Origin of the sequence: Methylosinus trichosporium OB3b, from assembly GCF_002752655.1 — a bacterium.
Classification (GTDB): domain Bacteria; phylum Pseudomonadota; class Alphaproteobacteria; order Rhizobiales; family Beijerinckiaceae; genus Methylosinus; species Methylosinus trichosporium.
Window position 1 is genome coordinate 3,504,702 of record NZ_CP023737.1, and the last position, 13,544, is coordinate 3,518,245.

Annotated in this window: 9 protein-coding genes and 1 pseudogene; 1 reads left to right on the top strand and 9 read right to left on the bottom strand. The window is 67.7% G+C overall.

What is annotated here, in order from left to right; translation table 11 throughout:
* Positions 1-11: 11 nt before the first annotated feature.
* The 9 genes and pseudogenes from CQW49_RS16745 to CQW49_RS16785 all read right to left on the bottom strand — a co-directional run bounded on the left by CQW49_RS16745 (position 12) and on the right by CQW49_RS16785 (position 12,230).
* Positions 12-950, bottom strand: a complete 939-nt coding sequence (locus CQW49_RS16745) for an outer membrane protein (protein WP_003614358.1) — start codon at positions 948-950, stop codon at positions 12-14.
* Between the two features lie 134 nt (positions 951-1,084).
* On the bottom strand, positions 1,085-1,636 hold the full coding sequence (locus CQW49_RS16750; protein WP_003614356.1) for a hypothetical protein: 552 nt from the start codon (positions 1,634-1,636) through the stop codon (positions 1,085-1,087).
* A 302-nt stretch (positions 1,637-1,938) separates the two neighbouring features.
* Positions 1,939-3,432, bottom strand: coding sequence for a glycosyltransferase family 4 protein (locus tag CQW49_RS16755; RefSeq protein WP_024749571.1), 1,494 nt, complete (start codon positions 3,430-3,432; stop codon positions 1,939-1,941).
* A gap of 141 nt (positions 3,433-3,573) precedes the next feature.
* A complete protein-coding gene (locus tag CQW49_RS16760; protein ID WP_003608632.1) occupies positions 3,574-4,551 on the bottom strand; it encodes a GDP-mannose 4,6-dehydratase in 978 nt (325 codons plus the stop codon).
* Positions 4,551-5,537, bottom strand: coding sequence for a GDP-mannose 4,6-dehydratase (gene gmd / locus CQW49_RS16765; protein WP_003608630.1), 987 nt, complete (start codon positions 5,535-5,537; stop codon positions 4,551-4,553). Before gmd ends, CQW49_RS16760 begins: the two co-directional genes overlap by 1 nt.
* Before the next feature lie 153 nt (positions 5,538-5,690).
* Positions 5,691-6,805 (bottom strand): annotated as a pseudogene (locus tag CQW49_RS26365) (linear amide C-N hydrolase).
* A 243-nt stretch (positions 6,806-7,048) separates the two neighbouring features.
* Positions 7,049-9,667 carry a DNA mismatch repair protein MutS gene (mutS, locus tag CQW49_RS16775; RefSeq protein ID WP_003608625.1) on the bottom strand — a complete coding sequence of 873 codons (2,619 nt, stop codon included), beginning with the start codon at positions 9,665-9,667 and terminating at the stop codon, positions 7,049-7,051.
* A 117-nt stretch (positions 9,668-9,784) separates the two neighbouring features.
* Positions 9,785-10,234 (bottom strand): cupin domain-containing protein, encoded by a 450-nt coding sequence (locus CQW49_RS16780; RefSeq protein WP_003608623.1) that lies wholly within the window; start codon positions 10,232-10,234, stop codon positions 9,785-9,787.
* 280 nt (positions 10,235-10,514) lie between these two features.
* A complete protein-coding gene (locus CQW49_RS16785) occupies positions 10,515-12,230 on the bottom strand; it encodes an OFA family MFS transporter (RefSeq protein WP_003608621.1) in 1,716 nt (571 codons plus the stop codon).
* A gap of 291 nt (positions 12,231-12,521) precedes the next feature.
* On the opposite strand from CQW49_RS16785, the gene CQW49_RS16795 reads away from it, so the two are divergent.
* Positions 12,522-13,526 (top strand): LLM class flavin-dependent oxidoreductase, encoded by a 1,005-nt coding sequence (locus CQW49_RS16795; protein ID WP_003608619.1) that lies wholly within the window; start codon positions 12,522-12,524, stop codon positions 13,524-13,526.
* The last annotated feature ends 18 nt before the right edge of the window (positions 13,527-13,544 follow it).

Here is a 13,544-nt window from a genome sequence, read left to right on the forward strand (position 1 = left end):
CGGCCCGCGGGTCAGTCAGTGGTCACGCGGACGCCGACTCTGACCTCGTGCGAGATAAGATCATAGCTCTTGGGCGTCGCGCCGCTGAAGCCCGCGAGCCCGGTATATTTGCCGGAGTTCAGATAGCGATAGCCGATGTCGATCTTGAAATTCTCCGAAAGGTCATAGCTCGCGCCGGCGAACAGCGCCCAGGCGAACTTCCAGCTGCTCTTGCTGAGATTGCGGTCCCAATATTGCGGCGCATAGGGCAGATTGACGTTTTCTCGATTTCCGTTCTGGATGTTGTACCAAGCGAGCGGATAGCCGCTCGTCGGCGATAGATCGGCGGCGTAGGGGCTGCCGTCCGACGTCTTGTAGTAATTGACCCCTCCGCTCGTCCGCACATAGCTCGCGCCGACGCCCGCGCCGACATAGGGAGTGAGGCCGAACCAATTGCCGAGATCGACATAGGCGTTGAAGAGCCCAGTGATCCGGCTCATGTTTCCGGTTGTGCGCGCTTGGCAGGTCTCGTTCGGATCATAGGCGTAGCCCAGCGGATGGCTCGGGGCGGTCTCCACTCCACTAGAGTCATATCGCGCCGCCGTGTCCAGTGGACGCGCCGTATAGGGACACCAGAACGGGGTCCCGGTGGCGTTCGGCCGAATCACCGAGCGATCGAGCGCCAGCTCGGTGCGCAGCCAGGAATTATATTGATAGCCGGCGCCGACCGAGCCGGAGATCGAGCCGGAGCGCGCGGTCGAATTGATGATGTCGGCGATGACCTGCGGCGAGGTGATGTTGGAATAGCCCACGTCGCCGCGCAGATACCAGCCCGTCCCGAGCTCGGCCTCGGTGTCGATCGCCGCTTCGGGAGGTGAAAAGAAAGGCATGTCCGCGGCGCGCGCCGGGCCGCCGGCGGCGACGCCGAGCGCTGCGCAACACAGCAAAGCGCGAAAACCGGGAAAATTCATCTGCTCATCCTCGCTTCGCGCCGGCCGACCGCTCGGCGTTTCGACGCGAAGATGAACGAAGGATGAGGGATTATACTTAATTCTGGCTTAATGCCGCCGCCCGAGCTGCGCGCTCGAGCGGCGAAGCGCGCCGCTCAGAGGAACAAGAAGACGCGCGCCAGCAACGGGGCGAGCACGAACACGGTGAAGCCGACATAGAGCACCGACACCGCGATCGACGGGATGAACCGCAGCGACGCATGGCGGAAGATCCACATGAACAGCGTCACTTTCCACAGCACCAGCGGGAACAGCAGGAAGTTGACCAGCTTTTCCGTCGGCAGCGGCGGCGGCAGAACGACGCCCACCATCAGATGCAGGACGATGACGACGACGGCCACCACCGCGCCGACCGACCCCAGAGCGGCGAGCGTCTGGGGGAGGCGATCGCGCGCGCCGACCAGCAGCAGAGCGACGAAGGTGAAGGCGACGAGCAGAACCGTGCTGCCGAGGCCATAGGCGATCGAGGGAAGAAGATCCTTGGCGACGAGCTGCTGCGCCATCTCGCCCACGGCATAAGCGGCGAGGCTCACGAAGAGAAAGGTGCGGGAGGCGGGCAAGGCGGTCGGGCCGGCCTCGAGCCGCATGATGTCGATGATGGCTCTCGGCGTGGTGGGCAGGCTGAGCGTGGGCAGAGAGATCGACATGGGGCGGCCTATTGTTGGTTGGAGCGCGACCGGCAGGCCGAGTGCCCTCCCGTCGCGGCGCGCGAAGCTCGGGACCGCCCGCCGGCAGGGCAGGCGTCGCTGACGCTGCGCCGTCTCTACCATGCTTCGGCGCCCGACGGAACTGCGACCGCCGAGGGGCAGCTATGTCCATGTGCGCCAACGAAGCTCCGGGCCGTCATGACGAGCGGCGCGAGGCAATTCCGTGGCGTGATCCAGGCGATTTTACGGGGTTGAAAGAGCGAGCCTCAGGCGCGCTCTCTCGCGTCCCATCTGCCCCCGCTTCAGGCGAGCTCGTGGCTCCAATCGTCCTTCGCGATGACCGAGACGATGCGATGGGCGGCCTCGGTCCAGGAGGCGCGGCTGGTCGCCGCCGGGTCGCCGCTGGCGCGCCCGTCGAGGAGATCGGCGACGCGCGCGGCGAGAGCGCTGGGGTCATTGACCGCGAAATACAGCGCGCCGGCGCCGCCGACCTCGCGAAACACCGGAATGTCGCTGCAGATCGTCGGCCGCCCGCGCCGCGCCGCCTCGGCGATCGGCAGCCCGAAGCCCTCGGCGAAGGAGGGCGCCAGCGCCGCCGTCGCATGGTCGTAGAGAAAAGCGAGCTCGGCGTCGTTCGCATCGTCGAACCAGAACAGCCGCCGCTGATATTCGGCATGGCCGGCGATCTCGGCGACGACAGCCTCCTCGCACCAGCCGCGCCGGCCGACGAAGACGAGGCGGACGTCGCGGCCTTCGCGCCACAGCGCGTCGAAGGCGCGCAGAGCGACGCGCTGCCCCTTGCGCGGCTCGATCGTGCCGACGCAGAGGAAGAGAGGCGCCGGGCCGACGGCGGCGGCGATCTTCTTGCGCGGCGCCGTCGCCGGGCCGCAGGAAATCTCCGAGCCGAGCGGGAACCAGCCGATCTTGAGCCCGCGCCGATGCGGCAGTCCGCGCGCCTCGACGAAATCGGCGAGCTCCTGCGCCACCGTGCGCGAGATGGCGAGAAAGGCGTCGCTCTCGACGAGCGCGCGCGCGAGCCAGGATTCGTAGCGGGCCGGCGTCGTATGATGGCAGGCGCCCGGATGCAGCGCCGGGATGAGATCGAAGATGCAGGAGACGACGGCGCCGCCGGCCTCGTGGACGCGGTCGAAGACGCGCGCATATTCGTCGAGCACGTTCCAAGTGTCGGCGAGGGTGAGGAAATAATCGCCCGGCGCGAGGATGATCTCCTCGTCTTCGTCCTCGGCTGTCGCAGCGTCGCCGCAGAGCGAGGCGACGAAGCGGCGGCAGGTGAGGAGGCGCCCGCCCTCGCAGCGCACCGCGATCGCGGGAAGGAGCGGCGCGGCGTCGCGATAGAGCGCCTGCGTCACCATTTTCGCAACCCGCTGAATGCCGGTGCCGGCGTCCCATTTGGCGGTGGCGGTGACGTCGACGAGCAGGCGGCGAGCGGGCACGAGCCGCGCGGCGGGCGCGATGCGCGGCACATTGGCGACGGGCGTGTCTTCGATTTTCGCCGGCGGCGTCGAAGGCTTCGGCGCGACCGCTTCGCGCAGGCCGAGAAAGCCGTCGACGAGCCGCGCCTCGAGCCGCCGCAGCGGCTGATAGATATGACCGGCGACCGAATAGGTCATCAGCTCGCGCTCATGGACGAGATGCCGCAGCTCGCTGCGCAGATGATCGAGCTGATGATCGAGAAGCCGGATGCGCGCTTCGAGCGCGGAGCGATCGTCGGCTTGCACGGACGAGGCGATCTCATTTTCGCGGCTATGCGACTGCAGCGCGGGCGTGATGGACAATCGACGGCTCCATTCGAATGGAATGCGCCGATCCTGCCCGCGAGCGGATCGCCCGGACAATTCGTTAGACCACCTGCGGAAGGCTACGTAGCGGCGCGGCCGCTTCGGCCCGAGCCTGGACCGCGAGCCTTCAGGCTCGCTTCATCGGATCTCGGCCCGCGCTTCCTGCGCGCGCCAATGATCGAGCAGGTCGCGGAGCATGGCGTCGATCGAATGCGACGGCGCCCAGCCGGTCGCGGCGCGCAGCTTGGACGCGTCGCCGACCGCGACCGGAATATCGGCCGGGCGCAGCCGCGCCGGATCGACGACAATGTCGAAATTGCGCGTCGCGCAGGCGCGCAGCGTGTCGAGCATGTAGGAGAGCGAGCGCGGCGCGCCGGAGGCGATGTTGAAGAGGCTGCGCGGCGGCAGATCGGGCGCGGCGCCGACGAGCCGCGCATAGGCGTCGACGACGTCGCGCACATCGAGGAAGTCGCGCCGCACCGAGAGATCGCCGACGTCGAGCCGCGGCGCCAGCCGCCCCGTCTCGATCCCGGCGATCTGCGCGGCGAAGGAGGGCAGCGCGAAGCGCATGTCCTGTCCCGGCCCGGCATGGTTGAACGGCCGCGTCACGATGAGCCGCGCGGTCTGCGGCAGCACATCGGCGAGCATGGTCTCGGCCGCGATCTTCGATCGCGCATAGGCGCTGAGCGGGCTCGTCGGCGTCTCCTCGCGCGCCGGCCCGTCGCCGAGCCGAGCGCCATAGACGTCGGCGGTGGAGACGAACAGCACGACCGCCGAAGGCGCGTGGCGGGCGAGCGCGGAAGCGAGATGGAAGGAGCCGAGAAAATTGACCCGCCATGTCGCCTCGGCGGCGTGGATCGACTGCGCGGCCGAGGCTTGCGCGGCGAGATGGGCCACGAGATCGGGCTGCGCGACGTCGATCGCGCGCTCCACCGCCTCGGCGTCGACGATATCGGCCACGAGCGGCGACCAGTCCGGCGAGGCGGGAGCCTCGCCCGGCCGCGCCAGAACGAAGCGCCGCGCGCGCGGATAGGCGCGCGCCAGCGCCTCCTGCAGATAGGGGCCGACGAAGCCGGTGCCACCGGTCAGAAGGATGCGGGCATAGTCTCTCGGCATCAGCTCTCCGGCGCGCGCGACAGGCGCTCGATGTCGGCGTCGACCATCTCGCGGATCATCTCCTCGAGGCCGGTTTGCGGCTCCCAGCCGAGCGCGGCGCGCGCCTTGGACGCGTCGCCGAGCAGAATGTCGACCTCGGCCGGACGATAGAAGGCCGGATCGATCACCACATGCGCCTCCATGTCGAGACCGGCATGGGCGAAGGCGATGCGGCACATGTCGCGCACCGTCGTCGTGCGTCCGGTGGCGACGACATAATCGTCCGGCGTCTCCTGCTGCAGCATCATCCACATGGCGCGCACATAGTCGCGCGCATGGCCCCAGTCGCGCTTGGCGTCGATATTGCCGAGACGCAGCTCCTTGGCCTTGCCGAGCTTGATGCGCGCGACGGCGTCGCTGACCTTGCGGGTGACGAACTCCACTCCGCGCAGCGGGCTCTCGTGGTTGAAGAGAATGCCCGAGGAGGCGTGCAGGCCGAAGCTCTCGCGATAATTGACCGTGATCCAATGCCCGTAGAGCTTGGCGACGGCGTAAGGGCTGCGCGGATAGAAGGGCGTCTTCTCGCTCTGCATCGGCTCCTGGATGAGGCCGAACATTTCGGAGGAGGAGGCCTGATAGAAACGCGCCTGCGGCGCGGCGATGCGCGTCGCCTCGAGCATGTTGGCGACGCCGACCGCGGTGATATTGGCGGTGAGGATCGGCTGACGCCAGGAGGAGGCGACGAAGGATTGCGCCGCGAGATTATAGATTTCCTGCGGCTCGACCTCCTGCACGATGCGCAGCAGGCTGGAGAGATCGGCGAGATCGCCGTCGATCAGCCGCACCTTGTCGGCGACGCCGAGCCAGCGCAGCCGATGGTCCTCGACGCCGCGATGCGACGAGCGGCGAATGACGCCGCAGACTTCATATCCTTTGCTCAGCAATAATTGAGCGAGATAGGCTCCGTCCTGTCCGGTGATTCCCGTCAGCAGCGCACGTCTCGTCATCGACGATTCCCCAAAAATGGCCGCGCGCCGGGAAAGCCCACGCCCGCCGGCGCGTGGGCGAGTTCTCGCTTCGTGGGGCTTACCCAATGGCCGGTCGGCTGGCAAGAGCCGGCTCCAACGGGCTCTAGGCGGTCCGCGGAGGGGCTTGCCGCGTCACCGGCGCGGAAACTCGAGCGTGGGCGGGTGCGGCGAAGCGCGCAGCGGCGCGGCGCGCAGGCCGTGCGCGTCGAGGTCGAATTTCGACAGATCGACGCTGCGCAGGGTCTGGTCGTCATAGCTCTTCACATAATAGATCGCGCGCGAGAGATCGGCGATCGCCGACCATTGCGTGAATTCGAAGCGCGCGGTCTCGTGCGGCGCGGGCCGCACGAGGCCCGTCGGTATATCGAAATTATTGAGGAGATGCTCGGCGAGCCGCACAGTCCCGGCCGCGTCCTTCTGCGGCGCGGCCGAGAGCGTGAGCGCGAGCGCGCGCACGAAGCGCGAGGGCGGCGTCGGATCGCCGGGAACGCCCAGCATTCCGGAGCCGGAGCCGAGCGGCGCGAAGCTCTCGCCGCCGATCTCGAGCGGCGGCGCCTCGACCGGCGAGAGCTTCACATAATTTCGCAGATTGGTGAGATGCCAGTCGAAGGATGGGGCGTTGGTGAGGATTCCGAGCGGATTGTCATGGATCGTCAGCGTTCCGCCGATCGGCTCCACGACGATGGACGCGCCGCTCGCGTCATGCAGCGTGTAATGAAAGGGCGGGACGATGCCGAGCGTCGGCTGCGTCACGCCGATGACCGAGATCGAGGCGCGAGCGCCGCGCGGACCTCGGCGACGCTGGCGAAATTGCCGAGCGCCCAAGAGAGCAGCTCCCAGGGCGCGAGCGCATGGGCGGGATCGGCCTGCGCCGGATCGGCATAGGAGGCGAAGCCCGGAAAATAGAGAATGCCGCCGGCGAGGCCCTTCTCATTGACGCCGTCGACGACGACCGGCAGGCCGAAGGCGTTCATGCCGGCGATGGCGTAGCGCGACTTCCAGCTCCAGGCGGATTTGCCGTCGGCGCCGGTGGCGTGCGAGACGAAGCGGCGGGGAATGACGACCGCCTGCGACTCCAGCGGAAAGCCGAATTCGAGCGTGCGGCCATAGACGCGCGAACCATCCGCCGCCTTCAGCAGAAAGCTGGTGCAGGCCAGAGCCGGCGCGGCGAGAAGAGTAGTCGCGGCGAGGACGCAGACGAGGCGTAGCGCTCGGCAAATCTCGCGGCATATCGCAGCTTCCGTCATTGCGAGCGAAGCGAAGCAATCCAGAGCCGCGGCGCGACTCCTGGATGGCTTCGTCGCTTTGCTCCTCGCAACGACGGCCATGCCGCCGGCGAAGCGATCACATCTCGATGCTGTCACGACCCGTCTCCGAACAAAGCTCGCGAGCGACATCTGGGGCGCTCGCGACGGCGACGGATGAGAATTTCGCGGCGCGATTGAAGGTCGGTGACGGCGATCGCGACGATTTACCTCGAATGCGCGGACTCAGCGCGCCGCCTTGGACTTCAGCTCATAGAGCGCGGCGAGCGCCTCGCGCGGCGTCAGCGCGTCCGGGTCGATCGCCGCCAGCGCCTCGTGCAGCGCGTCCTTGGCCGGCGCGCTCTGCGCCACATGCGCGAACAGCGGCAGATCGTCGATGAGCTTTTCCACCGGCGCACGCCGATCCGCCGCCTCGAGCTGCGCGAGAATCGCATGGGCGCGCGCGACGACGCTGGCGGGCAGGCCGGCGAGCTCGGCGACATGCACGCCATAGGAGCGATCGGCGGCGCCCTTCGTCACCTCGTGCAGGAACACAACCTCGCCGGCGTGATCCTTCACCTTCATGGTGAGATTGACGAGTCGCGGAAGCCGCTTCGTCAATTGCGTCAGCTCGTGGAAATGCGTCGCGAACAATGCGCGCGAGCGGTTGATCTCGTGCAGATGCTCGATCGTCGCCCAGGCGATCGAGAGGCCGTCGAAGGTCGCGGTGCCGCGGCCGATCTCGTCGAGAATGACGAAGGAGCGCGGCCCGGCGCAATTCAATATCGCCGCCGTCTCCACCATCTCCACCATGAAGGTCGAGCGCCCGCGCGCGAGATCGTCGGCCGCGCCGACGCGTGAGAACAGACGATCCACGGCGCCGACGCGCGCGCGCTGCGCGGGGACATAGGAGCCCGCCTGCGCGAGAATGGCGATCAGCGCGTTCTGGCGCAGATAGGTGGATTTGCCGGCCATGTTCGGGCCGGTGACCATGGCGATCTTGCCGGCGCGCGCGTCGCCGAGGTCGCAGTCGTTGACGGCGAAGACCTCTCCTTTCGCATGCAGCGCCGCCTCGACGACCGGATGGCGCCCGCCGACGATCTCGAAATCGAGCGAAGAATCGACATGGGGGCGCGTCCAGTCGCGCGAGACCGCCAATTCCGCCAGCGCCGCGAAGACGTCGAGCGCGGCGAAGGCTTGCGCCAATCTCTGCAGCTCCTGGGCCTTTTCCAGCACGCGCGCGCAGAGCTCGTCGTAGAGCGCCAGCTCGCGCTCCTGCGCGCGATCGGCGGCGGAGGCGATCTTCGCCTCGAGCTCGACGAGTTCGCGCGTCGAGAAACGCATCGCATCCTGCATCGTCTGGCGATGCGTGAAGGTCGCGTCGAAGGGCGCGCGCAGCAGCCGCTCGCCCTGCGCCTGCGGGACCTCGATGAAGAAGCCGAGGAAGTGATTGTGCTTGATCTTGAGCTGCTTCGTCTCGGCCAGCTCCACATATTTCTGCTGCAGCGAGGCGATGACGCGGCGACTCTCGTCGCGCAGATCCCGCGCTTCGTCGAGCGTCTCGTCGACGCCGCGGGCGATGAAATTGCCGGCGCGCTTGTCGAGCGGCGGATCGACGACGAGGCGCGCTGCGATCGCCTGCTCCAATTGCGCATCCGCTTGCGTGAGCGCCGCGACCTCTTGCGCGACGAGCGCGGGCGCGTTCCCGGCAAAGCAGGACTCGATGTCGCGGGCGCTGGTGAGCGCCGCGCGAATATTGCCGAGATCGCGCGGGCCGCCGCGCTGCAGCGCGAGCCGCGAGAGCGCGCGGGCGAGATCGGGCGCGCGGGCGAGCAGGGCGCGCAGGCGCGCGCGCAGATCGGGCGCATCGACGAAGAAAGCGACGGCGTCGAGCCGCTCGCCGATCAGCGCCGGATCGGTCGCGGGGGCGGCGACGCGCTCGGCGAGCGCCCGCGCGCCGGCGGGCGTCATGGTGAGGTCGATGGTCGCGAGCAGCGAGCCCTCGCGCTCGCCCTTCAGCGTGCGCGTCAGCTCGAGATTGGCGCGCGTCGCCGCGTCGATCTCCAGCGCCCTGCTGCGGCGCAGGCTCGACGGCGGGCGCAGCGCCGGTTTCTTGCCCTTCTGCGTGCGCTCGACATAGAGGATCGCGGCGGCGGCGGCGGCGATTTCCGCCTCCGACAGCGCGCCGAGGCCTTCGAGCGTGGCGACGCCGTAGAAATCGAGCAGTCGCCGCTCGGCGCTCTCGCCGCCGCCGGCGTCGCGGCCGAGCGGGGTCGTCGGCGCGATCTCGGCGAGCAGCGCGGCGAGCCGCGCCTCGGCGCAGATCGCCTCGGCGGCGACGATCTCGCGCGGCTCCAATCGGACGAGCTCCGCGGTGAGCTCCGTCTCGCCCGCTTCGCCGACATCGAAGGCGCCGGTCGAAATATCGACGCAGGCGAAGCCATAGCGCCAGCCGCCGTCGGCGGCGCGAATGCGCGCCAGCGCCGCGAAAGCGTTGGCGCGCGCGGGATCGAGCAGCGTCTCTTCGGTGATGGTGCCGGGCGTGACGAGCCGCACGACGTCGCGCCGCACCACCGATTTGCCGCCGCGCTTGCGCGCCTCGGCCGGGTCCTCCAATTGCTCGCAGACGGCGACGCGATGGCCGAGGGCGATGAGCTTTTGCAGATAATCGTCGGCGCGCTCCACCGGCACGCCGCACATCGGAATGTCATGGCCCTGATGCTTGCCGCGCTTCGTCAGCATGATGCCGAGCGCGCGCGACGCCGCTTCGGCGTCGGTGAAGAATAATTCGTAGAAATCGCCCATCCGGTAGAACAGCAGGCAGTCCGGATTGGCGGATTTGATCTCGATATATTGCGCCATCATCGGCGTCGGCCGTGCGGCGGTCTTATCGTCGGAGGGCTCGGTCGATGGTCGCACTGCTCTATCCCCGGCGCCCAGCGCGCTCTTGCGCGCGCATCTGGCGCCGGTGGGCCCGCGGCGTCAACGCTGCGGCGGCGGCTTCGGCCACAGGCTCGCGCCGGTCGGCCCCACACCGGTTTCGAGCATCAGGACCTCGCCGTCCTTCGCCCAGCCGTGATGAACCGTCTCGGCGGGAATGACGATCGAGTCGCCGGGGCCGAGGATGCGCAGCGAGGCTTCGTCGAGAGCGCCGCCGACTCCGGCGTAGAAACGGCCGGAGATGATGGTCACGACGCGCGTGTCCGGATGCGTGTGCGGCAGCGATCGCGCGCCGGCCGCATATTTCACCGACAGCGCATAGAGCGCGCCAGGCTGCGTCGCCGTGCCGGTCACCGGCGCGGCGAAGACGCCCTGAAAAAGGGGAACGGGCGCATATTTCAGCTCGCTCTGCAGCGCCGCCGGCGGCGCGCCCTCGGCCAGAGCCGGCGCGCCCAGCGCGACAGTAAGAAGAAGGAAAATCGGTCGGCGCATAATCGTCGCCTCAGTGTCGGTGGGGTGACGACGGGCCGTCGTCAGGCGACACGGCGAAATATCAGCTTTATTAGCCGACTCTCGACGTGCGTCCCTTCTCCCGCAGGGCGGGAGAAGGTGGCCCTCGCGTCAGCGAGGATCGGATGAGGGCGCCTGCGGTCTTCCCGATTCACGCAGCACAAGACCTTGAACTCGAACTGTTTATCCGAGTGGGCCCTCATCCGACCCCGCTTCGCGGGGCCACCTACTCCCACAAGTGGGAGAAGGGAGCGCCCTTTCGCTAGTGGAACAGAACGAAGGTCTTCTGCAAGGTGATCGACACGCCCCAGGCGAGCGGAACGCCGACCGCCGCCCAGGCGAGGATCAGCAGCGCGCGCGCGCCGCCGTTGCGCCGCGCATCGACGCGGCGCGCCTCGGCGGCGGCCGCTTCGGCGACGGCGCCCTCCTCGACGAAATCCTCGAAATCGGCGTGCGCTTCCGCTTCTTCTCTCGCGACGGCCGCGACGGTGGTCTTCTTCTCGGCCGCCACTTGGTCGTCGGTCATGAAAAGGCGTTCCGCGACCGGCCGCACGGCGAGATCGCAGACGAGGCCGAGGACCAGCAAGCCGGCGAGAATATACATGGTCTGATTATAGACGGCGTCGCGCGCGACGCCGTGGTCGAGCTGATAATCGCGGATGTAATTGACGAGCACCGGCCCGAGCACGCCGGCCGTCGACCAGGCGGTGAGCAGGCGACCGTGAATGGCGCCGACGTGATGCGTGCCGAAGATGTCGGCGAGATAGGCGGGGATGGTCGCGAAGCCGCCGCCATACATCGACAGGATGATGCAGAAGAACAGCACGAACAGGATCACATTGCCCTGCGTCGCCGCCCAGGGCGCCGCGGCGTAGAGAAAGAAGCCGAGCACGAAGAAGATCGCATAAGTGGTCTTGCGGCCGAGCTTGTCCGATCCCGTGGCCCAGAAGAAGCGCCCGCCGATGTTGCAGAGGCTCAGCAGGCCGGTGAAGCCGGCGGCGATGGCGGCGATCTTCTTTTTCTGATCCGGAGAGAGATCGGAAAAACCGATGTCGAGGCCGATGAGATGCCCACCGAAGACTTCCTGCAGCATGGGAGAGGCCATGCCGATGACGCCGATGCCGGCGCTGACATTGAGAGTGAGCACCGCCCAGAGCAGCCAGAACTGCGGAGTCTTCCAGGCGACGTCGAGATGCACGTGGCGGCTCGTCACCATCTTGTTGGCGGCCGCCGTCGGCGGCGTCCAGCCCTCGGGCGTCCAGCCGTCGCGCGGCACGCGGTAGCCGAGCGCGCCGCCGACCATGAACACGAAATAGATCGCCGCCATCGCGACGAAGGTCTGCCAGACGCCGACCGACGTCGGAGTCGCGAAATAGCTCATCAGCTTGTCGGCGAGCGGCGCGCCGATCATGGCCCCGCCGCCGAAGCCCATGATCGCCATGCCGGTGGCCATGCCGCGCCGGTCGGGGAACCATTTGATCAGCGTCGAAACCGGGGAGATATAGCCCAATCCGAGGCCGATGCCGCCGATGACGCCGGAGCCGAGCCACAGCATCCAGATTTGATGGAGATAGACGCCCGCCGCCGAGATCAGCAGGCCGCCGCACCAGCACGCCGCCGCCGCGAGCCCCGCTTTGCGCGGGCCCGCCGTCTCCAGCCAATGGCCGAACACGGCGGCCGAGGAGCCGAGGAACACGAAGAACAGCGTGAAGGTCCAGCCGAGCATGCTGATCTTCCAATCGCAGCTCGTCGTGACGACGCTGTCGAAAAAGCTCATTTCGGCCGGGCAGGCCTTCGGCTCGGAAACGCCGACGGCGCGCGACAGCGGCAGCCAGAACACGCTGAAACCATAGGCCATGCCGATGCAGAGATGGATGGCGAGCGCCGCCGGCGGCACCAGCCAGCGATTGAACCCATGCTCCGCCACGGAGCGCTCGCGGCTGAAGAAAGACTGGGAGGTTGAGGCGGCTGACGACATGGTTCCTCCGAACCCGACTATGCGCTGGCGCGATTATCCGATCTTTTCACGAGCGAAATCGCCACAGCGCCGATCGGCGATCAATAGGCAATTCTCGTCACATCATGCGAATTGTCTATGACAGTCGCCGGAGCCGCGCATAAGAGCCTGAAATCGCGAGAGGCGATTCTTTGTGCTTGCTGGAAAAGCGCGTCGTCCCTATCCTTCACGCTCAATATGTAACTGGCGTATATAGCCTGGCCGCATGCGTCGTCGAAGCGGCCGGGAGCGGCCCCATCGAAGGACAGCGCCATGCGGTTCGGCGTCTTCTGCACATATGAGAATCCGCAGCAGGATTTCGCGCGCTGTTTCGAGACGCAGACGCGGCTCGTGCGCCATGCCGAGGCGCTCGGCTTCGAGGAGGCCTGGGTCGCCGAGCACCATTTCGATGCGGACGCCGTCTGTCCGTCCATCCTCTCGCTCCTCGCTTATCTTTCCGGCGTCACCAGCCGCATCCGGCTCGGCTCGGCGGCGGTGCTGCTCGCCTTTCGCAATCCGATTCAAGTCGCCGAGGATGTCGCGACGATCGACAATCTCTCGCATGGCCGTTTCGAATTCGGCGTCGCCCGCGGCGGGCCGTTCGAGATGCAGAACCGCCATTTCGGCGCCGGCAAGGATCATACGCGCGAGATGACGCTGGAGGCGCTCGGCCTCGTCGAGCGGCTGCTCTACGAGGACAAGGTCACTTTCACCGGCGCGCATTATCAGGCCAATGGCGTCAGCCTCTCGCCCCGCCCCGTGCAAAAGCCGATCCCGACCTATCTCGCGACGACGACGCCGGGCGCGATCCGCTACGCCGCGCGCAACGGCTATGGCGTGATGGCGGGTCCGCCCTTCCCGATCGAGCAGATCGCCGAGACCTTGCGCGTCTATCGCGAGGCGGCGGGGCCGGAGGGCGATCCGCGCTTCACCATGGCGCGCTTCTATTTCGCCGCGCCGCGCCGCGAGCAGGCGCTCGCCGAGGCGGTTCCCTTCCTCGCCCGCTTCGCCGAGCGCATGCGCGGCAATTTCGCGCGCCAGGACGGCGCGCCGCCGCCGTCGCTGACGGAAGAGGGGCTGCTCGAGCGCTCGCTGATCGGAGATTTCGACGAGGTCGCCGAAAAAATCGCCGCCTATCGCGACCAGACCGCGTTTCGCGCCATTCTGCTGAAGCCGATCTCGCGCGACGCCGAGAAAAACCTTCGGTCGCTCGAGGATTTCGCCCGCCACATCCGCCCGGCGCTCGGCGCGGAGCCGGCCGCCGAGGCCGCGCAATAGGGCGGCGAGAGACGAGCC